Raw genomic sequence first — 20638 nt, forward strand, 5'->3', positions numbered from 1 at the left:
GTGATACCGGATGGCTGAAGACTTCGACCAGCAATTTGACCGTTTATCCAGGCGAGTAGAAAGAGCAATGGTCCTGCTTATTTTCGTCTGCGCAGCTTTGCTCATAGCTGGTGAACTGCTGCTTGCGGTTGATCCGCTGCGAGTCTTCCTGTTGGAAACAGAACGTCTGGAAGGCGTGTCGCATATTCCTTAAGGGTTTGCGCATGCTTCCATACTATGGTACTATTATAGACAACATAGAGAGTTGAGAAAGTTATGAAAGGGCTTCGACAGAAGCTTTTCTTGTTTTTGTATCTTTCCGGCACTCATACATAGCGGGTGAGAAACAGAATGAACATTGCAATAGACGGCCCAGCAGGAGCGGGGAAAAGCACCGTAGCCAAGATGGTTGCAGAACAGCTCGGCTACCTGTACATCGACACCGGCTCTATGTACCGGGCCTTGGCCTGGGCTGCCCAAGAGCACCAGATTGAAATAGAAGACGAGCAAGCCGTCTCCGAATTGTTGAAAAACAACGTTATTCACTTGAAGCGAGACTCTGCGCAGCAGCGCGTTTATTGGAATGACGAGGATATTACCGATCGAATCCGGACACCGCAGGTAAGTCAATACGCTTCTGTCGTAGCCAGCTATGGTGCGGTCAGAGAGCAAATGCTCGTTTTGCAGCGGCAACTGGCTCAGGTAGGCAATGTCGTCATGGATGGGCGGGACATTGGCACGCATGTGCTGCCCGATGCGGAAGTAAAGATCTTTTTGACCGCATCCATCCGTGAGCGGGCAGAGCGAAGATTGAAGGAATTGCAGCAAAAAGGGCATCAAACGGATCTGGCCGAGCTGGAAGCGGAGATCGCGCAGCGAGATAAACGCGATATGGAGCGGGAGGTTGCTCCGCTGCGACAGGCAGAGGATGCCGTTCTGTTGGATACGACAGGCATGACCATTCCGCAGGTTGTCGATCGGATCCTACAAATTTGCAAGCGATCGGGTGAGTAAGAACGTGAGTTACTATCGTGTATTTCGGGGCTTTTTCCGCTTTATATTTTCTACATTTTACCGTTGGCAAGTAATCGGTGCCGAACATATACCTAAGGAAGGCCCTGTAATTCTTTGCTGCAACCACCTCTCCTTGTGGGATCCGCCGTTGCTGGGCAGCGGGATCGACAGACAGGTGCATTTCATGGCAAAGGAAGAGCTGTTCCGGATCCCCGTCATTTCGTTTCTGATCACCAAATTCGGCGCCTTCCCCGTGAAAAGGGGAGCTGGCGACCGCGGAGCGATCCGCGCGACTCTCAAATTGCTGGAAGAGGGAAAAATCTTTGGAATTTTCCCGGAAGGAACTCGCAGCAAAACGGGAGAGTTGGGCGCTGGTATGCCCGGCGTCTCCATGTTTGCCCTCAAATCTGATGCTGCAGTCATACCAGTGGCCATCATCGGTCCATACAAGTTGTTCCGGCCGGTCAAGATCGTCTACGGACAGCCGATTGACCTCTCGGCTTTGCGGGAGAGAAAAACGGACTCCGAAACGTTGCGTGAGACGACTGACCTGATCATGAGCCATATCCAATCGCTGCTGGATCAACATCGATTCTCGCGCAAGGCGGAATAGAAACAGCAAAGGGTAGAATACTAACTTTGCTGGAACTTCCTGGCTTGTCAGCTAACTGTCAGCCATTTGGCGTCAGTTGCAAATATACATGTTCCCGGTTCTTATACAGTGGAGGTTTAAAAAGGAGGAGTAACCGGCTGGATGACAGTCTGTTTCCTGCAATCATGCAAAATTTTGGTTGCCTCGCTTTTTAAACAGCCTCTAAATAGACGCTTGGGACTTGATGGTATCGAAGGAGGTTTTACTCATGATGGAAGAAAGCAACGTAAGCCTGACGGATGCAACAGTGATTTCCGTGGGTGATGTAGTTAAGGCTACGGTTACCAAGGTGGAGGAAAAACAGGCATTGGTAGACGTCGGCTACAAATACGACGGGCTGATTCCGATCAGCGAACTTTCTCCGCTGCACGTGGAAAAGGTGTCCGATGTCGTTTCGGTAGGGGACACATTCGATGTAAAGGTAATCAAGCTCAACGATGAAAAAGAAGAACTGGTTGTCTCCAAAAAGGCTGTTGCCATGGAAACTTCTTGGAGCGATCTGGAGCAAAAAATGGCTTCTGGCGAAGTAATTGAAGCCGTTGTAAAGGAAATCGTCAAAGGCGGTCTCGTCGTAGATGTAGGGGTGCGCGGTTTTATCCCTGCCTCCATGGTTGAGCGTCACTTTGTTGAAGATTTCAGCGAGTACAAGGGCAAAAACCTTCGCTTGAAGGTTGTCGAAATGGATAAAGAAAAGAATAAGGTAATCCTCTCCCATAAAGCGGTTTTGGAGGACGAGGCGAAACAGCAGAAGAGCGCTGTTTTGGATCAACTGCAGCCCGGTCAGGTACTGGAAGGTACCGTGCAGCGAATGACTGATTTTGGCGTATTCGTTGACATCGGCGGAGTTGACGGACTGGTACACGTATCCGAGTTGGCCTGGAACCGTGTCGACAAGCCTTCTGATGTCGTCAAAGAAGGCGACAAAGTAAAGGTGAAGGTTCTGAAGGTTGACAAGGAAAACGAACGGATCAGCCTCAGCATCAAGGAAACGCAGCCAGGACCTTGGGCAGAAGCCGCTGAGAAATTCAAAGCTGGCGATGTGGTCGCCGGTACGGTAAAACGCCTCGTCTCCTTTGGAGCATTTGTAGAAGTGGCGCCAGGGATCGAAGGCCTCGTCCATATCTCCCAAATCGCGAACCGACGGGTAGCGACTCCAGGTGAGGTGCTGAAGGAAGGCCAAGAGGTTCAGGTGAAAATCCTGGATGTGGTGCCGAAAGAGCAGCGCATCAGTCTCAGCATTCGTGCCGTTGAAGAAGATCGTGTAGAGCAGGCAGAGCGTGCGAGCAAGCGCGAACAGCAGCAGTTCCAGCAAGAGAACAATCAACCTTTGGGTGTGACGCTGGGAGAACTGTTTGGAGACCTGAAAGATAAACTGAAGTAAGAATAAAAGGGGATGCGCATAGGCGTGTCCCTTTTTCTGTAGATACGGAGGTAATCCATGGATCGTTCGCGTCGGAAAATGGACCATATACAATTTGCATTAGAAACGAGAGAGGAAGAAAGCAGTATCTGGGATGACATATCCTTTGCGCCAAATAGTTTACCGAATATGTCTTATGGTAACTTCAATCTTGCTGCATCACTGCCTCCCCTCCAGCTTTCTTCTCCCCTGCTGATAAATGCCATGACCGGGGGTGCTCCTGCGGTCACCGCAATCAATCAGAAGCTTGCGGTCATCGCCCGCGAAAGAGGGTTGGCGATGGCAGTGGGGTCACAAATGGCGGCGTTGCGCGATCCTGCCGTCAGAGAAAGCTACCAGGTTGTCCGGCGCGAAAATCCGAAAGGGATGGTGTTTGCCAACCTGGGTGCGGAAGCAACTGTTGAACAAGCAGTACAAGCAGTGGAGATGATTGAAGCAAATGGCCTTCAGATTCACCTCAATGTCATGCAAGAACTCCTGATGCCGGAAGGAGACCGTGACTTCCGAGGTTATCTCGATAACATCAGGCGCATCAAGGAGCACGTTGGGGTCCCGGTGAGCGTAAAGGAAGTAGGGTTTGGCATGTCTGCAGAAAGCATGGAAAAACTCGCAGATGCCGGTATCACCCTCCTGGATGTAGGGGGCAGGGGAGGTACCAACTTTGCCAAAGTTGAGAACAGACGCCATCACACGCCGATGTTCATGTTCGAGGATTGGGGCTTTACAACACCGGAGAGTCTGTTGGAATCGGCCGAGCTTCAATCAAGGGGAATCACTTTTATTGCCTCGGGAGGCATTCGTCATGGGCTTGACGCTGTCAAAGCCATTGCTCTGGGAGCGTCCGCCGTTGGCATGGCCGGTTCTTTTTTGCGTCTTGTTCAGACGGTTTCCATAGAGGAGTGCCTGGCGACCGTCGACCTCTGGCATCATCAGATCCGCGTGGCCATGACAGCACTGGGAGCAGCCTCGATCAACGAACTGCAGCAGGTGACGGTAATGATCACAGGCAGAACGGCAGAGCGTGCTCGCCTGCGCGGAATAGCGCCTGAAAAATATGCGAGGAAAAGACTGGGCAAGCGAGATTCCTGATTCATGAAAGGATGAAAAATGAGGCATACTTGGGGAAGACAACCGCATCTAGAGGGAGATGGACATGAACGATGGAACGCTAGCGATCCTCATCCAGTGGTGCTTCCTCTGTCTGATATGGATGGGTGTCTGCGACGGAGTTTTTCACCGCTGGGGGATCAAGAGAGCTGGTGCGTTGGCTGTAGTGACCCTTTTTCTCGTCTGCACGTTCGTCAGCTGGCAGCTCTCCTTTTTTCCGGCTATTCGCGTAAGCGTCAGTGGAGCGATCCTGCCCTTTCTGTGCGCCGGTTGGCTGTATTCGAACCAGCAGCACGGGCGGAAGAGAATCTACGTGATCATCGGCGGATGTATCGGGATAGCGCTGTTTTGGTTTCGCTGGCTGCTCTTTACAGATCCGGTGCTCGCCGTCTGGGATGTAAGGTGGATGGTGCCTGTATGTGCTGTTTTTGCCGCTTTGACAGTGAGTCGTTCAAGCCTAACCCAGATGTTCTTGCTGCTCCTCTCCTTGCCTCTAAGCGATTTGCTGTATTCGCTTTATGAGTGGAAGCTGACTGGCTCCTGTCAAATTGGCAACGAGTATGCGCACGATTTGTTGTGGAGCGCAATTTCCTTGTGGGGAGTATGCGCCGGCGGCTGGGCGATGGCGAGAATGCTCTTCCGGTTTGGGGGGAGGAAGACTTCCAATTCAGACACGAACAGGTGATGCTCATTGTTTCAAGAACTGCTCTCCAATGAATATGTAATTCCGCTCTCGCTTGGCTTTGGATTCGGGATCGTTTGCCGCATATACCTGTTGCAAACGGATTATCGGCAGTACCCCACCTATCCGCACGGCAAGATTATACACGTTTCTCTGGGAGTCATTGCTTCTGCTCTCGGCGCTCTTGCAGTTCCCTCGCTGCTAAAGCAGGATTATACGGCGGTAACCTTTTTAACGGTTGCTGCCCAGCAGTTTCGCGATGTGCGCAACATGGAACGCACTACTTTGACGGAGATCGACAAGAGGGAGCTAATCCCCCGCGGAGGTCCCTATATCGAAGGTATTGCGATGGTGTTCGAGGGAAGAAACTATTTGGTTATCTTCACTTCCCTGCTGACGACCTTTGCAACGGTCCTGTTCGACTGGTGGGGCGGTGTTTTGGCGGGTATCGGTACTTTGCTGGTCTCCCGGTGGCTGAAATCAGGCAAGAACTTGTCCCATATCGTCGATGTCGTTCCCGCGGAGGTGCGAGTCGACGGAAAGGATTTGTATGTCGGCGATATCTATATCATGAACGTCGGACTTCGAGATGCACAGGACGTCATCAAGAAGCAGGGGCTGGGATTTATCCTTGTACCGAAAGACGCGAATGCCAGCGTTACGATTGCGCACCCGGGCCAGCGCCAGGCTATTTTGCATGACGTTGCTGTTCAGATGGGCCTGTTCACGGACGAGGGAGAGCCATCCCTGACCCCTTTAATCAAGAGAGATTTGGCTAGTGGTCGGCTGGGCGTATTTTTGCTGCCGCAGGTCATGGATCAGGAGCGGGCAAAAATCGTCATTGAGTCTGTGCCGATTTTGGAAAGCGTGTTCCGAAAGCCGCTGGAATCGCCTGCTGCGGCGGAGGGAGGCGCTCATGGCGGGTAAGATCATGGCCATCGTTACGATGAAGAAAGAGCAAGTAGCAGGCGGAGCCCCCATTTTCGCAGTAGAGGACAAGGAAAGTCTGCAGAAGACAGCCTTTGTTCTGGAAAAAATTTTGGATGCGATGGTCCACGAATTGAATGATGATACCCTGGTCATTGTGAGTCACAAGTAGTGTGTGGTATGATTGTCTAGTTAAAAACAGATACGAGAGAGAGTGTTGTCAACTATGGGATTGCCAGTGGTAGCCATTGTGGGGAGACCCAACGTGGGCAAATCCACGATATTTAATCGATTGGTCGGTGAACGTATTGCCATTGTAGAGGACAAGCCAGGCGTTACCCGGGACCGTTTGTACGGGAAAGGGGAATGGCTGGATCAATATTTTCACGTGATTGACACGGGAGGTATTGAGTTCGGCAAGACCGACGAGATTTTGACGCAAATGCGCCATCAGGCGGAGCTTGCCATCGATGAGGCGGACGTCATCATCATGATCGCAGACAGCCGTACTGGTGCGACAGACGCCGATCTGGAGCTTGCGCGCATGCTGAACCGCACGGGAAAACCCGTCGTATTGGCCGTAAATAAGGTAGACAATCCGGAGATGCGAGCGGAGATTTACGATTTCTATACGTTGGGGCTTGGAGAGCCGTTTCCCGTATCCGGCAGCCATGGTTTGGGACTCGGAGACGTGCTGGAGGAAGTGGTCCGTCATTTCCCTGCAAAAGAGGAAGAAGAGCAGGCCGACGACGTCATCCGCGTCTCGATCATCGGGCGCCCGAATGTGGGCAAGTCTTCTTTGACGAACGCCATTCTCGGCGAAGAACGCGTCATTGTCAGCGATGTTGCCGGAACTACGCGGGATGCGATTGATACTCCGTTCGAACGCGACGGACAGCAGTATGTGCTTGTGGATACGGCAGGTATGCGCAAGCGCGGAAAAGTGTACGAGACCACGGAAAAATACAGTGTGATGCGCGCTATGCGTGCCATTGAGGAATCTGACGTGGTATTGGTCGTTTTGAACGGGGAAGAAGGAATCATTGAGCAGGACAAAAAGATTGCCGGATATGCCCATGAAGCGGGACGTGCCGTCATTATCATCGTGAACAAATGGGATGCGCTCGAAAAAGACGACAAAACGATGAATCGCTTTACCGAGCTGATCCGCGAAGAGTTTAAATACCTCGACTACGCTCCGATCCTGTATGTGTCGGCGAAGACGAAGCAACGTGTTCACACCATCCTGCCAAAGGTAAACCAAGTGGCGGAAGCCCATTCGATGCGGGTGCCTACATCGGTTCTCAATGACCTGATTACCGATGCGACAATCATGACGCCGCCGCCTTCAGACCGCGGGAAACGCCTTAAAATCAACTATGCGACACAGGCGACGGTCAAACCGCCTACTTTCATCCTATTTGTCAACGATCCGGAACTCATGCATTTCTCCTATGAGCGTTACATAGAAAACAAAATACGAGAAGCGTTTGTCTTTGAGGGAACGCCGATTCGTATCTGGACGCGCAAAAAAACATAGGGAGAGGAAACGACCATGGTGTATTTGTCCTTGCTGATCAGCTATTTGATCGGATCAGTCAGCTTCAGTTACCTCATTGCCAAAAAAATCGCGGGTATCGATATACGTTCTCACGGCAGCGGCAATGCCGGCGCTACCAACACGCTGCGTGTCCTGGGGAAAGGACCCGCTGTCACCGTGCTGGTTTTGGATGCTTTGAAAGGTCTGGCCGCAATGGGACTTACCCATTTGTTGACTGATGGGAATGCACTGGCGTACGCTTTGTCCGGTTTGTTTGCCATCATTGGACACAATTGGCCTGTCTTTTTCGGATTCCGCGGAGGAAAGGGGATTGCCACAACCGTTGGGGTGGCATTCGGCTTTTCTCCGCTTGCCTTTCTGATTTCGGGCATTATTACGATTATTGTTATTGCGATTACGCGATACGTTTCCCTTGGTTCACTCGTGTTGGTGACGATGCTTCCAATTTTTCTATACGTATTTGCCAAGGAACCTGCCTTTATATGGGTGAGTACCGTACTCGCCATTTTCGCTTACATTCGTCATTACAGTAATATCCGAAATCTTCTCTCAGGCAAGGAACGAAGGCTGGGGGAATCTGCCCAGCGCCCGTTTAAGTAAGTTCCGAAACAATGTGTAGTGTGGAGGGGGAACTATTGAGTTTACAAGTTGCAGTCATAGGTGCGGGAAGTTGGGGAACGGCGCTGGCATCCGTTTTTGCATACAACGGCCATCAGGTCACTTTGTGGATGCGGGATGCAAAGCTGGCTGAGAAAGTAAATACGTTGCACGTAAACGAAAAGTATTTGCCGGAGGCTCGGTTGTCCCCGCAAATCGTCGCGACGACAGACATGAAGGAAGCGGTGCAAGGGAAGCCAGTCGTCCTGCTGGCTGTTCCGTCGCATGCCATGCGGCAGGTAACGCGTGAGCTGGTGCCTTACCTGGAACCAGACGTACTGCTGATTCATGCGACCAAAGGCTTTGAGATGGAAACGCTCAAACGGATGTCGGAGGTGATCGGTGAAGAAGTGCCGGCATCGATCGCCAGCGGACTGGTCGTGCTGAGCGGCCCCAGCCATGCCGAGGAAGTGATTCTTCGCTCTCCGACGACAGTAGTGGTAGCGTCTGCTTCAGATGAAAAGATGCTGCGAGCCCAAGACCTGTTGATGAACAACTATTTCCGCGTGTACACCAATCCGGATATGGTCGGGGCAGAAATTGCGGGGGCGCTCAAAAACATCATTGCGCTCGGAGCGGGGATGTCCGATGGACTGGGGTTCGGAGACAATGCAAAAGCCGCATTGCTGACGCGGGGCTTGGCGGAAATCACGAGGCTGGGCATCCAGCTCGGAGCAATGCCGCTTACCTTTGCCGGTCTTGCCGGAATTGGCGATCTTGTAGTTACGTGCACGAGCAAGCACAGCCGAAATTGGCGGGCAGGCTATTTGCTTGGACAAGGAAAGCCGCTTGACCAGGTGTTGGAACAAATGGGGATGGTCGTGGAAGGCGTCCGGACAACCAACGCTGCCTATGCGCTGGCGGGACGGGAAAATGTCAGCATGCCCATCACGGACGTTTTATACCGGATCTTGTTTGAAGGAACCTCCCCCCGGCAAGGAGTGGAGGAATTGATGGGACGCGGGCGCACACGTGAAAACGAATACCTCGGCCCATACAGTATCTAAGTCGATTCGCTCACCTTTTTAGGCTCCTGCACATACGTTAATGGTGTAATCCAAATGTTGCAAGGAGGGCTTTGAGCGATGAGCAATAGTATTTCTCGCCGTTTTTTGGAGAGGTTGCAAAAACAGGCTTCAGATAAAGTCGATGAAGGGAAATTGCGCTCGCTGGCCGGTCAATTCCAGCGCAGCGACTTTGAGGATGAAACCAAGCTGCGTCAAATCATTCGCTCGCTTGCAGCGCTGAGTGGGAAGACTTTGAATGAAGAGCGGGAAGACAAGATCGTGGAAATGTTCCGCAATCAGGAGATCAGCCTAAACGACATCCAGTCCCTTACAAAACTATTGCGCTCGTAGAGAAATGGGCGGTTATGACCGTTGCATGCTTGACAAAATGTCATACAGTATGACTAGGAACAATCATGGCTCTACAGGGACATGGCTGGTCTGCAGGATCAAGAAAAAAAAGAGGGAGATTATCCCTCTTTTTTTCGTTTTGCTGCGCCGTTTGTCGACTGGCTCAGCAGGTTTTGAACGAGAGGAGATTGCAAAAGCCCCAGAAGCTGTCCGATATCTATGTTTGCCAAAGGGTTTGATCCGCTGTTTTCTGCTTCGTCCCGCACGGTTTCAGGTTCCTGGCTGCTCTCTGCGGTTTGTTTTTTGGAAACGGGCCTGTCTGCGGGTCTTTCCACAGATTTTTCTGTGGCGTTTCCTTTGGCGCTGCGCTTGCCAATCGATTCAAACATCTCCATGGCACCGTAAAGCGTATCCATGGTTTCTTCGACTTGGCGGATCGTGCTGCTGATCCCCTTGATATTGGTGCGCATCTTTGATACGGATGTCCGGAGATCGACTGGCTGCACCACTTTCTTTGGCGTCACAGCCAAAGAAACATCGGTTATTTGATCGCTTAGCTTTTTACTCGGTATGGGGGCATAAGGATTGCGCCATTTTTTCGTACTCATCTGTATCCCTCCATTGGGCGGATTCATCAAAATAGTCTATGCGGGCGTCTAGTGCATGGTTCAGATGAAAAAGCGTGGAATACGGGAAGTATGGTATAATAAAGCAAAACTTAAAGAGAAAAGGATGCTGTCAAGACAATGCCTATCGATCCGATGACCAAGATGAACATCTCTTTGGTTGCGATTGCGCTGATGTTCATCTGTAATTTTTTGATGATTTTTGCACGAAAGACCGCAAACAACCTGGTTCGCTTCTTGTTGAAGACGGTTGCTTTTCTCATGCTATTGGTCACCTTCGTCATGATCATCATCGTTATATTTGCCTAAGGGGAGTGGCAGAAGTTGAAGGAATTGACATTACATACGCGCTCCGGCACGCACCAGATGCCTCTTGTGATGGGAAAAACAATCGTCGCTATCGCAAAGGAGCATAAGCTGAGCTGGGGCTATGCTTGCGAGCGGGGGATATGCGCGCAATGCCGAACGCATGTTGAGGCAGGCGCGGAACACTTGAATGAGATTACGGATGCGGAAAAGCTTCGTCTGAGAAAAGCGGAGCGGGCCGAAGGGTATCGGCTCGGTTGTCAAATCAAAGTGATTCACGAGGGCAATGTTACTCTGGCTCACCGTCCGTATTGACGGGAGAGTGGTGAAATGGCAAAAATTACGTTTCTGCCTGCGGGCAAGTCGATAAAAGCGAGGCCGGGGCAATCGATTACGAGCGTAGCGAAGGCGGCAAGAGTCGTCATTCCGCAGCGATGCGGGGGACATGCGTCCTGTCTCATGTGCCGGGTAGTTGTGGAAAGCGGGCAACTCAGTGAGCCGAGTACGCTGGAAAAGCGGAAAATGCCTGAAGCGGACCTTGGCAAAGGCATCCGGCTTGCCTGTCAGGCAAAGGTGATGGGGACCGATTGTTCCGTCCGGATTCCGGAGAGCAAATGGAAATCGGTCGTTCAGGCGGCGCTGGAGAGACAGCGCCTGGAGGAAGAAGAATGGTAGCTAGAGGAGTAGCGAGAGATGTTGCGTAAAATGAGAAACACAGGACTGTTGACAGCGCTGCTGGTGATGATCGCGGCACTGCTAGGCGGCTGTATGTATCCCGAGGAAAAAAAGCTGGAAAACCAGATCCCTAGTGAATTTTACCTGGAAGCGACCCAAAAGGCTGTCGAGCAGTTCCAGAAGGACACAGGGGTGCTTCCGATTGCTACAAAGGACATCAACACGCCGATCTTCGAAAAGTATGAGATCGATTTTCGGAAGCTGATGCCCAAATATTTGCCTGACGTACCTGCCAACGCGTTTGAAAAGGGCGGTATTTATATGTACACCCTGATCGATGTCGAGACAAAACCGACAGTGAGATTGATCCATCTCGGATCGGTGAGCAAGGTGGCGGACATCCAGGCTGCCGTCATCCGTTATCAACGAAATTACGAAAAGCTGCCGATTAAGGCAGACATCGGCAACGGTTACTATTCCATTGATTTTTCAAAGCTGAGCATGAAGGAAGTGCAGGTTCCGGGCACAGCAGGCAATTACCTGTTGCCACTGGTGATGAACGAAAAAGGAGAAGTAGGGATCGATTATGCGGCGGACATTGCGACGGTCCTGCGGAATTCAAAGGCGGAGGTCCCCAAGGCTACGGATCCGAGATACGTCATGGCTAGAAAATCTATGTTTGTCCCGGCAAAATCATTCCCCTACGAAATGGTCAATGGGGAACCGAAATTGCTCAAATTGAATAATTGAAATGATCGGGGCAGCTCAAGTTGAGCTGCTTTTTTTTGTTCTACGGAACTGATTCTCACATATATTTGTATTGTCCAAGATTCTAGTACGAGATTCACGGGAAAATGCTGGCGGTCAGGGATAATTCGGAAAAACGGTCATAGTGTAACAATAGACAAATAGAAGGAGGTCATCGATGGTGGAACGAGTCGATATCTTTAAAGACATTGCCGAACGGACGGGCGGGGATATCTACCTGGGGGTAGTTGGCCCGGTTCGCACGGGAAAATCGACCTTTATCAAAAGGTTTATGGAACAGGTCGTCATCCCCAACATTCACTCGGAGGCGGAACGTATTCGGGCGACAGATGAATTGCCTCAGAGCGCTTCCGGGCGAACAATCATGACTACGGAGCCGAAATTCGTTCCGAACCAAGCCGTCCAGGTAGACGTTACAGAAGGGCTCAGCATCAACGTTCGCCTCGTTGACTGCGTCGGCTATACGGTTCAAGGAGCCAAGGGCTTCGAGGACGACAACGGACCGCGCATGGTGCATACCCCTTGGTATGAGGAGCCGGTACCGTTCGAGGAAGCGGCCGAAGTGGGGACGCGAAAAGTAATCCAGGAGCACTCCACGATCGGTATCGTCGTCACAACGGATGGCAGTATCGCGGAGATCCCGAGGGCCGGTTATATCGAAGCGGAGGAGCGAGTCATCAACGAGTTGAAAGAAGTGGGGAAACCCTTTGTCATTATCGTCAACTCGACTCGGCCGCGCTCGGATGAAACTCAGAACCTGCGATTGGACTTGCAGGAGAAATACGATGTGCCTGTTGTGGCGTTGTCCGTCGATCACATGTCTGAGCAGGAAATATTGATGCTCATGAGAGAAGTGCTGTTTGAATTCCCTGTACATGAAGTAAACGTGAACCTGCCCAGTTGGGTGATGGTACTGGAAAATGGACACTGGCTGCGTCAAAACTACGAGGAAGCCGTCAGAGACACTGTACAGGACATCCGGCGCTTGCGCGATGTCGACAGGGTCGTAGGGTTCTTTAATGAATATGACTTTGTCGAGCGGGCTTCGCTTGCCGGTATGCATATGGGGCAGGGTATCGCTGAAATCGATCTGTATGCGCCGGATGAACTGTACGATCGGATTTTGATGGAGATCGTTGGTGTAGAGATAAACGGAAAAGACCACCTCTTGACGATTATGCAGGATTTCGCACATGCAAAACGCGAGTATGACCAGGTTGCCGAGGCGCTTCACATGGTTCGTACCACAGGCTACGGCATAGCGGCACCGTCCTTGCATGAGATGACCTTGGACGAACCTGAACTTATCCGACAGGGACCTCGCTTCGGTGTGAGGCTAAAAGCGACGGCTCCGTCGATTCACATGATTCGCGTTGATGTTGAATCGGAGTTTGCGCCGATCATCGGAACGGAAAAACAGAGTGAAGAGCTGGTCCGTTACCTGATGCAAGATTTTGATAAAGATCCGCTCTCCATCTGGAATTCGGATATATTCGGGCGTTCGCTCCATTCGATCGTCCGCGAAGGAATTCAGGCGAAAATCACCATGATGCCGGACAACGCACGCTACAAGCTGCAGGAAACACTCGGTCGCATCATCAACGAGGGCTCGGGCGGACTGATTGCTATTATCTTGTGAAAATAGGTATAAAGAACCAGAATATAGACAGGCAAAGGAGGCTCCCGGCATGACGGGAAGCCTTTTTTTCTTGGATTTCGTTTAAATTCGACATCAGGGGGCTTGAATTTACAAGAATGGTGTATTACTATAAGCTTGTCAGAGCGGTAAAAACACCCAATCGCGTATAAAACGCAGGGTTTCGGTAAAGAAAAGTAATACCTACGACTCAACCGTCATTGAGGGGAGGTGAACAATATGAACAAAACAGAACTGATCGCAAAAGTGGCTGAGACCACCGAGCTCACAAAGAAAGATGCAACGAAAGCTGTTGACGCGGTTCTCGATGCAATCGCTGAAGCGTTGAAAGACGGTGATAAAGTCCAACTGATCGGCTTCGGTAACTTCGAAGTTCGCGAGCGCGCGGCTCGTAAAGGTCGTAACCCGCAAACTGGTGAAGAAATCGAAATCGCATCCAGCAAAGTCCCTGCCTTCAAACCTGGCAAACAACTCAAGGACTCTATCAAGTAATAACGTCTGCTAAAGTTTCACTTACATAAAATCCACATTGAATAAATGTGGATTTTTTTACGTTTTATGCCTTTTTCGGTCAAAGTGTTTCTCAAGCACAGTTCGTTTTGTCTTTTCTGGGCTAATGTGGTAAGATGGGCTTGTTTCGCTGTGTGAGGAGGAGGTACGAGAATGAACGTCGATTTGGAAAAGATTCAGACTGCCGTTCGAATGATACTCGAAGCGATCGGTGAAAATCCGGACCGGGAAGGTCTGCTGGATACACCGAAGCGCGTAGCGAAGATGTACGCAGAGGCATTCGAAGGCCTTGGCATAGATGAAGAGAAGTATTTTGAGACGGTTTTCAGCGAAGACCATGAGGAAATGGTGCTTGTAAAGGATATTCCGTTTTACTCCATGTGCGAACACCACCTGGTTCCGTTTTTTGGCAAGGCGCATGTTGCCTATATTCCCCGCGGAGGTCGTGTCGTAGGATTGAGCAAGCTGGCTCGCGCCGTCGAGACTGTCGCTCGCAGGCCGCAGCTTCAGGAGCGCATTACGGCTCATGTAGCGGATGCGATCGTTCGCAAGCTGGACCCTCACGGAGTAGTTGTCGTCGTCGAAGCTGAGCATATGTGCATGACGATGCGCGGAGTGAAAAAGCCAGGCTCCAAAACAGTCACCTCGGCTGTACGAGGAATCTTTGCAAATGACCCCGCGGCACGGGCAGAGGTATTCAGTCTGATCAAGTAGACGGATGCTGAACGGAAATTTTTTCTTGACAATGTAATTAAAATTTTGTATAGTGATGATGTACAGTCGGGATGTGGCGCAGCCCGGTAGCGCGCACCCTTGGGGTGGGTGAGGTCCAGGGTTCAAATCCCTGCATTCCGACCATACACACAGCGAGCAGCTCGTTGTGAAAAGAAGCCTCTGATTGTGTATCGATCAGTCAGGCTTCTTTTTTTCTGTCAGTCAAAATGCCTCTTGGCTTCCTTATTTTTCTTCCCTATAATATGATAGAAGAATGACAAGCAGAAAGGTTGTTCACTGATGAAGATGTCACTGCCTATCCAACCCTATCTGTCGGCAATGAACAGGTATGATCTGAGCGAAAGCGAGCCTGCTTCTTATGTGCCTTCAGCAGAGATGCCTTTTTCTGAAGTGCTTCAAGCGGAACTAGCAAATGGTCAAAGGGTTATTCGGGCCGAGCAGATATTGGCCGAGCTAGACGGATCAACAGACTGGGATTTTACTGATGCTTCTGATACATATACAACCGGATCGAGCAGTCAAACACCGCAGAACGTGCAGGGAATATTGGACAAAATTAGCCGAGTCGCCCGTTCGTACGGCGTCGATGAAAATCTGGTTCGGGAGGTCGTTCGCGCAGAATCGAACTTCAATCCCAACGCAGTCTCTCGTGCTGGAGCCAAAGGCTTGATGCAGCTGATGGATGCCACGGCCAAGTCCTTGCATGTGCGAAACGTCTATAATCCGGACGACAATTTGGCCGGGGGAACAAAGTACTTGCGCGGCCTGCTTGACCGTTACGATGGCAACGTGAAGGTCGCTCTGGCTGCCTACAATGCCGGCCCCGGACGGATCAGCCGCCTGGGCATTGATACGGATGATGAGCTAGAGCAAAAGTACGAGCTTCTTCCACAGGAGACCCAGAGGTATGTTGACAAGATCATGAAACGCTTGGAACCAGGCGGGACATCCTAGAAACGAAAAACTACGGAAATTGCCAGTTAGGAGGAACTTAGGTGGCACAAACACCGAATGGGCAGCAAGAATATTTTGTGGTGAAGGCAAAAGAAAACGGGGTCCACGTGATCGGTTTGACAAGAGGCTCCGATACCCGTTTCCATCATACGGAGAAATTGGACAAGGGCGAGGTCATGCTGGCCCAGTTTACCGAGCACACCTCCGCGATCAAGGTAAGAGGAAAAGCCGTGATCTATACGCATCACGGGATTATCGATACGTCGGATGAAAAGCAGGCATAGCCTGCTCAGGCTGTCGAGAAACCCCACAATATGTTGGAGTTTCTTCTTTCATAACAATAAAATTGAGCACGAAGTGCTGGAAGTCTTAGATAGCACCACACCTAACATGCCTTTGCAAGGTGGAGTGCTATCTTTTTTATATTTTGAACGGTTGCTGTCAGCAACGCTTGCTCTTGGACATTTTCACGTCCGCGCAACCTACAATAGCGAAGTCCATGCAGTTCTTTGGCATCTGCAAAACTTCGCTCTATCGTTTGGTATCTCAACCTGTATAGGTATTTTCCTGACTTACTTAAGCGGTTCTGTCGAACCCATTCTTTACTCTCTTCCCATACATGCCTGGTTATCACCTTTTGGTGATTTTTTGACCGTGTACACATAGTGAGCATCGGACATGCCTTACATATTTCTTTATTTGACTTATACATTCTGTATCCGTTACGGTCAGTTGTCGAATAAGCAAGCTCATGTTTTTGGGGGCAAATATAGACATTCTTTTCGGGATCATATTTAAACCGCCATTTGGCGATAAGGCCTTTAACAGGTGAAAAAGCTCGATGGCCAATGACGGCAAAGATATTTAGATCGTGCAGAGCCTTGCAGATTGGAGTAGTTAAATAGCCAGCATCCAATGCAACGGCTTCAATGGTATCTGTAAACCCAAACTTCTCAATTTGGTGTTGTAGCCGATCTACATAAGGAACAGAATCATGAACGTTACCCGCAGTCACGTGTACATCAGTTATGATATTGTACTTATGATCGACTGTCCGATGATCGAGATAGAAAAAGCCTTCAGGCTTTCCGTCACGAACCATGTAACCACTGTCCGGATCAGTAGTACTCACCTTGATTTCCTTTTCTTCCTTCACATCCTCTCTAGGCTTCAATCCTTTTTTCCGTGTGCTTCACGGTCTTCATTAATGGCTGCTTCTAAATCACTAAGGTAGGCTCGACTAGATTTTTCAATAACATGCTTCTTAAATTTACGTTTGTTCGCATTTGCTTTCAGATGAGTGGAATCACTTATCAAAACACGTCCGCCAACCATGCGATGTTGGATAGCAAGGCGAACGATTTCATCAAAAATCTCTTGGAAAACATTTGTGTTTTTAAACTACGACTGACCAATTAACATACAGTAAGCATTTTCGGCCTGTTCCAGGTACACACTTGGATTCGTTCGGAATCGTCTGCGTTTGGTAGCTTCACTCAAACGAGCAGACCAACGCAGGCGTTCATTTTTAAAATCAAGGTAGTTTACAGACTGAAGTCTACTTAACACATTACTCTGGTGAAGTGCGTCATCGACAAATACGACCATTTCACCACTTCGGAGGATATATTCGTTCCAACTTCTCAGACCCGTCATCCGTCGATGCCGGGTCTTCGTCTGGCGGAAGAAACGCTCATGGTCGTTGTTCGTTCGTGGGACATGCGGATGGTCGTAACACGTAAACAGGCCTTTCCAAAACCCTCGGGAGTAGCTTTTCAGATTTGCAACCATTGGCAAGTCGTCTTTGCTGGTGTACGTCTGTTCAACCCAATCTAACAGATGCTGCATATGAAATCGAACCGTTTCACTTCGTTTATCTATGCTTGGATTCAAGATCCCGGCAACGTGGTGAATCGGTTTGGACCAGCGCATCACGGTAGCATATTGCTCTTCAAAATCATCCAATTTATCGAAAATTCTGATTAGGTTTTTGAGCAGAGAGGGCCCCTTTTTTACTCAGGCATCGTTCGAGGGAAGCCTGAATGGCTCTAGCATTTTCATAAACACGTATGCCCGGTAGATCGAGTGGGGGATTGCCGTCTTCGAGGAGCACAGAACGAATGGCCGCCACGTAATCTTTTGCCACCTCTGCTTCTGTAGAGGCATCGTTTTCGATTCGCTTCTCGACTTCGCGAATACCACGGAGGCTCTTCTTGATTCCTGTCTTGAGCTTGCGGTCTAAATCGACAACAGGCTTTGCAATGTCCTTTAGATAGTGGTATTGGCAGTATTGGTACGGCACGTCCGGCAGTAACGATTCCATGGCCATTCGGATGGATTGTTGACCATCCGTAACGATCCCGATGATGGGAAATCCCAGTTCGATAACAGGCAGGATGAGTTTCTTAAGTTCTTCTGCGGAGCTACTCTTTAGATTTTGTGCAGACAGGATCGTTCCGCTGAATACTTCTCGTATGACATAGAGCGTCTCATTGCCTTTCTCGGGCTGAACACCGTCCATGGAAATCATGATACCGCCACGGTCCTGAACAACTTGCTTGAGTGCTTGCTTGACGTGATCCGTCACGCTAGCGCGGAGCAAGGTAAGATAACGTTCGTACAACCGCTGAGAATTGCGTTCTGACGTGGTTACCCCGCGCTGATTCAACGTTTCCGTAATTTCGCCGATTGTCATATGTTGCTTAAACCGAAGCTGACCAACCAACGCTAGCACGTCAAAACCGTAGGAAGTGTGTTTCATGCTGAGAAGCTCAGCTTCAGCGGATTTGTAATAGGTTCTGGGGTATGAGCAATCTGCGTTGCTGCAAGCATAAGCCATACTCCAAGCTTGGATAACACCGGCAAGTGTGATGACATTCTTTTTCCATGCGGTATGATGTCGCCTGAGTTTCGTGCCACAGTGCGGGCAATGCTGTATCTCTGGCCGAAAGTATATTTTCTTTTCAGGAATGACACGATTCTTGGGTAAAGGCATGAGAAGACCTCCGTCAAATAGGCTAATGACTAACTTCGACAGAGGTCTTGGAAATCCTTGTTAGTTAATTGGTCAGTCGTAGTTTTAAAACGAGTTCGACGATTCCAACTGATGGTAGTGTGGTCTGGAACTCGATCTGTTAGTGAAAGGCCAAGAAACCAGCGGTAAGCGATATTCGTCTGAATTTCCTTTTCGAGTTGTCTTTCTGACCGGATACCGTAAAGGTATCCAATGAAAATCATTTTAAATAAAACCACCGGATCAATGGCTGGTCTACCGTTATCTTCACAATAGTATTGGCGTACTTTTTCTCGGATGAAAGAGAAGTCTACATGCTTTTGAATAACTCGTAGCAAATGGTCCTCCGGGACCAACTCATCAAGGCATACAAATTCATATTGCATTTGTTGCTTTTTTTCATTAGAGGAAAGCACAATAATCACCCGCCAGTAAATGTAATTACAAGAATATTATAACACATTAACGCGGTGTCGTCATAAAATACAGGGAAATAAAAATGGCTGTCGACTTTCTCGACAGCCTGAGCAGGCATAGCCTGCTTTTTTTATTTGTACAATGGTGGTGAGGAGGGATGTCTATGCCGCGCAGACTGTTTGTCGCCATCGCTATGTCCGCGTTCCTGGCCGCCATGTTGTCATGGGTTCCGACATTGTCCTGGAAACAGGAGGATGTGCCTGCTTTTCAAGCCGCCAGACCAGTAGAGCTGAGTGAACAAAATGTAGTGGATTTATTTACATTCATGACGACTCATTATAATATTAAGCGTGTAAAATGGGAAAATCCGTCGGTTTTTGTCGATCTGGCGGTGAGTCCAAAAGACCGGATAGATGCAAATCGGGTGTTTCATGATTTTTACGCAGTAACGTACGATCTCTTTCGATTGACCGGCAATGTGGAGCATGTATATTTTCGGCTGCTGGAAAAAGAAGAGGTAGAGAACACGAGCAAACTGCTTGTAGCCATCGAAGCGAATCGTCCGGATCGAGCAGCCTACTTCGTCTCACCGACGGATGTGGAGGATTATGAGACGCACGTCAAGACAAGATTCCCGGTGCGGGTAGAGCCTTATTTTTACGAGAGAGTTAGTCCTTGACGGGTGAAGTATGGTATGATGGTAGGGATGGTATTTTGCCGACACTCGGTAAAAGCATGAAACCGAACGGAACAGGTAATGACCAGGTTGTGGAGGAGGACGCATGAGCAAAGAAAAAAACCCATTCATCGACGAGATCCGTGCCATTATCGATCAGATCTACCAGCGAATATCCATTTCCTATGTGGAACAATACGTAGACGTACCGGCCATAGCTGAGAATCGGCTAGCGCTGTTGTACCTCTTTTTATTGAACCGGGGAATAGGCAAGGAACGCGCACGGACGTTCTCAATTACAACCGGCCTCATGCAATTAGGATTGGACATGCATGAAACTGTCAAAAATGCTTATGGCGATACACTTGTGGAAGAACGGAACAGGCAATTAACGGTTTTGGCAGGCGATTATTACAGCAGCCGTTACTACCAGTTGCTCGCTCATGCCGGTGAAGTAGAAGCCATTCGCGTCTTGGCGGATGCGATTCAGCATGTAAACGAGGCCAAGATGAAGCTTTATTTGGCAGATAAAGAGGGAAAATTGTCCTCCGAAGCGTATTTGGAGCTGCGAACTGTCATTGATACGGGCTTGTACGTCGCGATGGTTGACAAGTATGCCGAATCGGAGGAAGAACGCCGCTTCTGGACGTCGCTCCTAAAGGACACGTCAACGGTGGAAAGCATGATAAACGAATGGGAACAATTAAAGTGGCAAGACCAGGTTCCTGCCGGCTTTGCCCGTTTTTTGCTGCAAAAACCAGGGGCGACACTAGCCCAGGTACTGGCCGGGATTGAAACAAAAGCGACTGAACTGATCAACATGTGCGAACAGCTATTGCGTACCCTTCATCAGACTGAAGCCCAGGACGTGCTCGTTTGGTTTACATCTCGATATTCCCACCGCGTGAATCGTCTGAAACGGGTTATTGAGGAGATGTGATGGA

The 20638-nt window shown here is 49.8% G+C and carries 26 protein-coding genes, 1 tRNA gene and 2 pseudogenes; 24 read left to right on the plus strand and 5 right to left on the minus strand.

Translation table 11 applies throughout. The features are described from left to right. The first annotated feature begins 10 nt into the window (after positions 1-10). From NST96_RS12320 to NST96_RS12375, 12 genes are all read left to right on the plus strand, one after another. Positions 11-193 (plus strand): hypothetical protein, encoded by a 183-nt coding sequence (locus NST96_RS12320; RefSeq protein ID WP_003387117.1) that lies wholly within the window; start codon positions 11-13, stop codon positions 191-193. A 137-nt stretch (positions 194-330) separates the two neighbouring features. Further along, a complete protein-coding gene (cmk, locus tag NST96_RS12325) occupies positions 331-993 on the plus strand; it encodes a (d)CMP kinase (protein WP_003387116.1) in 663 nt (220 codons plus the stop codon). Positions 994-997: 4 nt separating this feature from the next. Next, positions 998-1606, plus strand: a complete 609-nt coding sequence (locus NST96_RS12330; protein WP_003387115.1) for a lysophospholipid acyltransferase family protein — start codon at positions 998-1000, stop codon at positions 1604-1606. A 247-nt stretch (positions 1607-1853) separates the two neighbouring features. Next, entirely contained in the window at positions 1854-3026 is a 1173-nt protein-coding gene (gene rpsA / locus NST96_RS12335; RefSeq protein ID WP_327926565.1) for a 30S ribosomal protein S1, read from the plus strand. A 57-nt stretch (positions 3027-3083) separates the two neighbouring features. Then, entirely contained in the window at positions 3084-4154 is a 1071-nt protein-coding gene (gene fni / locus NST96_RS12340) for a type 2 isopentenyl-diphosphate Delta-isomerase (protein ID WP_342406476.1), read from the plus strand. A gap of 64 nt (positions 4155-4218) precedes the next feature. Further along, positions 4219-4857, plus strand: coding sequence for a hypothetical protein (locus NST96_RS12345; RefSeq protein ID WP_003387112.1), 639 nt, complete (start codon positions 4219-4221; stop codon positions 4855-4857). Positions 4858-4863: 6 nt separating this feature from the next. Beyond that, complete coding sequence (locus NST96_RS12350) at positions 4864-5781, plus strand: YIEGIA family protein (protein WP_003387111.1); 918 nt, start codon at positions 4864-4866, stop codon at positions 5779-5781. Continuing rightward, positions 5771-5953 (plus strand): hypothetical protein, encoded by a 183-nt coding sequence (locus tag NST96_RS12355; RefSeq protein WP_003387109.1) that lies wholly within the window; start codon positions 5771-5773, stop codon positions 5951-5953. Before NST96_RS12350 ends, NST96_RS12355 begins: the two co-directional genes overlap by 11 nt. 54 nt (positions 5954-6007) lie before the next feature. Beyond that, positions 6008-7321 carry a ribosome biogenesis GTPase Der gene (gene der / locus NST96_RS12360; protein WP_342406479.1) on the plus strand — a complete coding sequence of 438 codons (1314 nt, stop codon included), beginning with the start codon at positions 6008-6010 and terminating at the stop codon, positions 7319-7321. 15 nt (positions 7322-7336) lie between these two features. Then, positions 7337-7942, plus strand: coding sequence for a glycerol-3-phosphate 1-O-acyltransferase PlsY (gene plsY / locus NST96_RS12365; RefSeq protein WP_024984947.1), 606 nt, complete (start codon positions 7337-7339; stop codon positions 7940-7942). Between the two features lie 35 nt (positions 7943-7977). After that, on the plus strand, positions 7978-9006 hold the full coding sequence (locus NST96_RS12370) for an NAD(P)H-dependent glycerol-3-phosphate dehydrogenase (protein ID WP_024984948.1): 1029 nt from the start codon (positions 7978-7980) through the stop codon (positions 9004-9006). A gap of 78 nt (positions 9007-9084) precedes the next feature. After that, entirely contained in the window at positions 9085-9357 is a 273-nt protein-coding gene (locus tag NST96_RS12375; RefSeq protein WP_003387105.1) for a stage VI sporulation protein F, read from the plus strand. A 119-nt stretch (positions 9358-9476) separates the two neighbouring features. Here the strand turns inward: NST96_RS12375 and NST96_RS12380 are convergent, their stop codons facing one another. Then, complete coding sequence (locus NST96_RS12380; protein ID WP_003387104.1) at positions 9477-9965, minus strand: hypothetical protein; 489 nt, start codon at positions 9963-9965, stop codon at positions 9477-9479. 138 nt (positions 9966-10103) lie between these two features. Between NST96_RS12380 and NST96_RS12385 the strand changes: the two genes are divergently transcribed. From NST96_RS12385 to mtrB, 10 genes are all read left to right on the plus strand, one after another. Next, complete coding sequence (locus NST96_RS12385) at positions 10104-10292, plus strand: DUF2768 family protein (RefSeq protein WP_342406483.1); 189 nt, start codon at positions 10104-10106, stop codon at positions 10290-10292. Between the two features lie 15 nt (positions 10293-10307). Next, the gene (locus NST96_RS12390; RefSeq protein ID WP_003387102.1) at positions 10308-10604 is read left to right on the plus strand and encodes a 2Fe-2S iron-sulfur cluster-binding protein; all 297 of its coding nucleotides are present in this window, start codon (positions 10308-10310) and stop codon (positions 10602-10604) included. A 15-nt stretch (positions 10605-10619) separates the two neighbouring features. Then, the gene (locus NST96_RS12395; protein WP_003387100.1) at positions 10620-10964 is read left to right on the plus strand and encodes a 2Fe-2S iron-sulfur cluster-binding protein; all 345 of its coding nucleotides are present in this window, start codon (positions 10620-10622) and stop codon (positions 10962-10964) included. Between the two features lie 18 nt (positions 10965-10982). Beyond that, positions 10983-11714: a hypothetical protein gene (locus NST96_RS12400; RefSeq protein WP_003387099.1), complete on the plus strand. Its 732-nt coding sequence runs from the start codon at positions 10983-10985 to the stop codon at positions 11712-11714. Positions 11715-11892: 178 nt separating this feature from the next. Further along, a complete protein-coding gene (gene spoIVA / locus NST96_RS12405) occupies positions 11893-13371 on the plus strand; it encodes a stage IV sporulation protein A (protein ID WP_003387098.1) in 1479 nt (492 codons plus the stop codon). Between the two features lie 237 nt (positions 13372-13608). Next, positions 13609-13881 carry an HU family DNA-binding protein gene (locus NST96_RS12410; RefSeq protein WP_003387097.1) on the plus strand — a complete coding sequence of 91 codons (273 nt, stop codon included), beginning with the start codon at positions 13609-13611 and terminating at the stop codon, positions 13879-13881. 171 nt (positions 13882-14052) lie between these two features. Continuing rightward, positions 14053-14613 carry a GTP cyclohydrolase I FolE gene (gene folE / locus NST96_RS12415; protein ID WP_003387096.1) on the plus strand — a complete coding sequence of 187 codons (561 nt, stop codon included), beginning with the start codon at positions 14053-14055 and terminating at the stop codon, positions 14611-14613. A 67-nt stretch (positions 14614-14680) separates the two neighbouring features. Then, a tRNA-Pro gene (locus tag NST96_RS12420) sits at positions 14681-14757 on the plus strand. A gap of 156 nt (positions 14758-14913) precedes the next feature. Beyond that, positions 14914-15588, plus strand: a complete 675-nt coding sequence (locus NST96_RS12425) for a lytic transglycosylase domain-containing protein (RefSeq protein WP_003387093.1) — start codon at positions 14914-14916, stop codon at positions 15586-15588. A 41-nt stretch (positions 15589-15629) separates the two neighbouring features. Then, positions 15630-15872 carry a trp RNA-binding attenuation protein MtrB gene (gene mtrB, locus NST96_RS12430; RefSeq protein WP_003387092.1) on the plus strand — a complete coding sequence of 81 codons (243 nt, stop codon included), beginning with the start codon at positions 15630-15632 and terminating at the stop codon, positions 15870-15872. Positions 15873-15973: 101 nt separating this feature from the next. On the opposite strand, the pseudogene NST96_RS12435 reads toward mtrB, so the two are convergent. The 4 genes and pseudogenes from NST96_RS12435 to NST96_RS12450 all read right to left on the minus strand — a co-directional run. Then, a pseudogene (locus tag NST96_RS12435) lies at positions 15974-16989 on the minus strand (IS1182 family transposase); the annotation flags it as partial. Continuing rightward, a complete protein-coding gene (locus NST96_RS12440) occupies positions 16990-17553 on the minus strand; it encodes a transposase (protein WP_171506468.1) in 564 nt (187 codons plus the stop codon). It abuts the pseudogene before it with no gap. Position 17554: 1 nt separating this feature from the next. After that, the gene (locus tag NST96_RS12445) at positions 17555-18349 is read right to left on the minus strand and encodes a transposase (RefSeq protein WP_251873633.1); all 795 of its coding nucleotides are present in this window, start codon (positions 18347-18349) and stop codon (positions 17555-17557) included. A 308-nt stretch (positions 18350-18657) separates the two neighbouring features. Further along, a pseudogene (locus tag NST96_RS12450) lies at positions 18658-18987 on the minus strand (transposase); the annotation flags it as partial. Positions 18988-19181: 194 nt separating this feature from the next. Between NST96_RS12450 and NST96_RS12455 the strand changes: the two are divergent. Both NST96_RS12455 and NST96_RS12460 read left to right on the plus strand, forming a co-directional pair. After that, complete coding sequence (locus NST96_RS12455) at positions 19182-19697, plus strand: hypothetical protein (RefSeq protein WP_003387091.1); 516 nt, start codon at positions 19182-19184, stop codon at positions 19695-19697. A 103-nt stretch (positions 19698-19800) separates the two neighbouring features. Then, on the plus strand, positions 19801-20634 hold the full coding sequence (locus tag NST96_RS12460) for a heptaprenyl diphosphate synthase component 1 (protein ID WP_003387089.1): 834 nt from the start codon (positions 19801-19803) through the stop codon (positions 20632-20634). The last annotated feature ends 4 nt before the right edge of the window (positions 20635-20638 follow it).

Origin of the sequence: Brevibacillus sp. FSL K6-2834, assembly GCF_038592925.1 — a bacterium.
In the GTDB taxonomy this organism is placed as follows: Bacteria; Bacillota; Bacilli; order Brevibacillales; family Brevibacillaceae; genus Brevibacillus; species Brevibacillus borstelensis.

What these genes read in the sequence shown, in the direction of transcription:
- NST96_RS12320 (WP_003387117.1), top strand. Translation starts at nt 11, where the DNA reads ATGGCTGAAGACTTCGACCAGCAATTTGACCGTTTATCCAGGCGAGTA.
- cmk (WP_003387116.1), top strand. Translation starts at nt 331, where the DNA reads ATGAACATTGCAATAGACGGCCCAGCAGGAGCGGGGAAAAGCACCGTA.
- rpsA (WP_327926565.1), top strand. Translation starts at nt 1,854, where the DNA reads ATGATGGAAGAAAGCAACGTAAGCCTGACGGATGCAACAGTGATTTCC.
- fni (WP_342406476.1), top strand. Translation starts at nt 3,084, where the DNA reads ATGGATCGTTCGCGTCGGAAAATGGACCATATACAATTTGCATTAGAA.
- NST96_RS12345 (WP_003387112.1), top strand. Translation starts at nt 4,219, where the DNA reads ATGAACGATGGAACGCTAGCGATCCTCATCCAGTGGTGCTTCCTCTGT.
- NST96_RS12355 (WP_003387109.1), top strand. Translation starts at nt 5,771, where the DNA reads ATGGCGGGTAAGATCATGGCCATCGTTACGATGAAGAAAGAGCAAGTA.
- der (WP_342406479.1), top strand. Translation starts at nt 6,008, where the DNA reads ATGGGATTGCCAGTGGTAGCCATTGTGGGGAGACCCAACGTGGGCAAA.
- plsY (WP_024984947.1), top strand. Translation starts at nt 7,337, where the DNA reads ATGGTGTATTTGTCCTTGCTGATCAGCTATTTGATCGGATCAGTCAGC.
- NST96_RS12375 (WP_003387105.1), top strand. Translation starts at nt 9,085, where the DNA reads ATGAGCAATAGTATTTCTCGCCGTTTTTTGGAGAGGTTGCAAAAACAG.
- NST96_RS12380 (WP_003387104.1), bottom strand. Translation starts at nt 9,965, where the DNA reads ATGAGTACGAAAAAATGGCGCAATCCTTATGCCCCCATACCGAGTAAA.
- NST96_RS12385 (WP_342406483.1), top strand. Translation starts at nt 10,104, where the DNA reads ATGCCTATCGATCCGATGACCAAGATGAACATCTCTTTGGTTGCGATT.
- NST96_RS12395 (WP_003387100.1), top strand. Translation starts at nt 10,620, where the DNA reads ATGGCAAAAATTACGTTTCTGCCTGCGGGCAAGTCGATAAAAGCGAGG.
- NST96_RS12400 (WP_003387099.1), top strand. Translation starts at nt 10,983, where the DNA reads ATGTTGCGTAAAATGAGAAACACAGGACTGTTGACAGCGCTGCTGGTG.
- NST96_RS12410 (WP_003387097.1), top strand. Translation starts at nt 13,609, where the DNA reads ATGAACAAAACAGAACTGATCGCAAAAGTGGCTGAGACCACCGAGCTC.
- folE (WP_003387096.1), top strand. Translation starts at nt 14,053, where the DNA reads ATGAACGTCGATTTGGAAAAGATTCAGACTGCCGTTCGAATGATACTC.
- NST96_RS12425 (WP_003387093.1), top strand. Translation starts at nt 14,914, where the DNA reads ATGAAGATGTCACTGCCTATCCAACCCTATCTGTCGGCAATGAACAGG.
- NST96_RS12445 (WP_251873633.1), bottom strand. Translation starts at nt 18,349, where the DNA reads ATGAAACACACTTCCTACGGTTTTGACGTGCTAGCGTTGGTTGGTCAG.
- NST96_RS12455 (WP_003387091.1), top strand. Translation starts at nt 19,182, where the DNA reads ATGCCGCGCAGACTGTTTGTCGCCATCGCTATGTCCGCGTTCCTGGCC.
- NST96_RS12460 (WP_003387089.1), top strand. Translation starts at nt 19,801, where the DNA reads ATGAGCAAAGAAAAAAACCCATTCATCGACGAGATCCGTGCCATTATC.